Below are 1,295 nucleotides of genomic sequence, written 5' to 3'. Positions count from 1 at the left end.
GCTTGACCGGGACCAGAACCTTCACCGTCGACTCCTCGCTTCGTTATCGTTTCCATACTGCTGCGTATGGGAAGCGCAAGTTAGGGGAGCCAAAGCCGGCTGTCAACCTTGGGCGATACTCGCGACTTCGCAATGTTGCCCCGCATCAGACATGTCCCGAGCCGCCTCCGCCAAACCCATTCTCGACCGCGAAGCGTGGATCGATGCAGCCACCGAGACTTTCGCCGAAGAAGGGCTGGCCGGCATCCGCGTGGAAACGCTCGCCAAGGCGCTCGGCGTGACCAAGGGCAGCTTCTACTGGCACTTCGACAACCGCGACGAGCTGCTGCTCGGTGTGCTGGAGCGCTGGAAGGACGGCCGCATGCGCGACATCGTCAAGCAGACCGAATGCGAGCCGGGCAAGGAATTCGAGCAGGTGGAGCATGTGCTGAGCGTCTACAGCACCACCCGCAGCCGCAAGGGCATGCGCATCGAGCTGGCGGTGCGCGACTGGGCCGGACGCGATCCGCGCGCCGCCGCCGCCGTGCGCGAGGTCGACGCCATGCGCTTCGACTGCGCGCGCAAGCTCTTCCTCGACGCCGGCCTGAGCAAGCAGGAAGCGTCGAGCCGCAGCATCCTCGTCTACGCCTATGTGTTCGGGCAGAGCCTGATGGACTGCGAGCGCTTCGACACCGACATCCAGCAGGCGCGCGCCGACATCTTCCGGCTCATCCAGGGCAAGCCGCAGGCGAGCTGAGCGCTGCGACGGACGTAAAAAAACGCGCATGCCGGTTTCGCCGGATGCGCGTTTTTTGTTGGCGCGAAGCCTCGATCAGAGCTTCTCGACCAGCTCCGGGACGGCCTGGAACAGATCGGCGACCAGCCCGTAATCGGCCACGCCGAAGATCGGCGCGTCGGCGTCCTTGTTGATCGCGACGATCACCTTGCTGTCCTTCATCCCGGCCAGATGCTGGATCGCGCCCGAGATGCCGACCGCGATGTACAGCTGCGGCGCCACGATCTTGCCGGTCTGGCCCACTTGCCAGTCGTTCGGCACATAGCCCGCGTCGACAGCGGCGCGGCTCGCGCCCATTGCAGCGCCGAGCTTGTCGGCGAGCGGCTCCAGCAGCTTGAAGGCTTCGGCGCTGCCCATGCCGCGGCCGCCGCTGACGATGATCTTGGCGGCGGTGAGTTCGGGGCGTTCACTCTTGGCGAGTTCGCGGCCGATGAAGCGGCTCTTGGTCTTGGCCGGCGCGGGCGTGAGGTTGGTGATGCTGGCGCTGCCGCCGGTGGCGGCGACCGGGTCGAAGGCCGTG

Annotated in this window: 2 protein-coding genes; one reads left to right on the top strand and one right to left on the bottom strand. The window is 66.2% G+C overall.

The window, feature by feature from the left end:
- The first annotated feature begins 151 nt into the window (after nucleotides 1–151).
- The gene (locus tag B9P64_RS21505) at nucleotides 152–736 is read left to right on the top strand and encodes a TetR/AcrR family transcriptional regulator (RefSeq protein WP_085318160.1); all 585 of its coding nucleotides are present in this window, start codon (nucleotides 152–154) and stop codon (nucleotides 734–736) included.
- A 75-nt stretch (nucleotides 737–811) separates the two neighbouring features.
- Here B9P64_RS21505 and B9P64_RS21500 read toward each other — a convergent pair.
- Nucleotides 812–1,295: electron transfer flavoprotein subunit alpha/FixB family protein (locus B9P64_RS21500; RefSeq protein ID WP_217808732.1), on the bottom strand; the 484-nt coding region annotated here is incomplete at its 5' end.

This window comes from Derxia lacustris, assembly GCF_002105195.1.
In the GTDB taxonomy this organism is placed as follows: Bacteria; Pseudomonadota; Gammaproteobacteria; order Burkholderiales; family Burkholderiaceae_E; genus Derxia; species Derxia lacustris.
The sequence above is the reverse complement of the archived record's forward strand: the minus strand, read 5'-3'. Positions and strand labels throughout refer to the sequence as shown.

Excerpts from the sequence above, each read along its gene's own strand:
- B9P64_RS21505 (WP_085318160.1), top strand. The coding sequence starts at position 152 with ATGTCCCGAGCCGCCTCCGCCAAACCCATTCTCGACCGCGAAGCGTGG.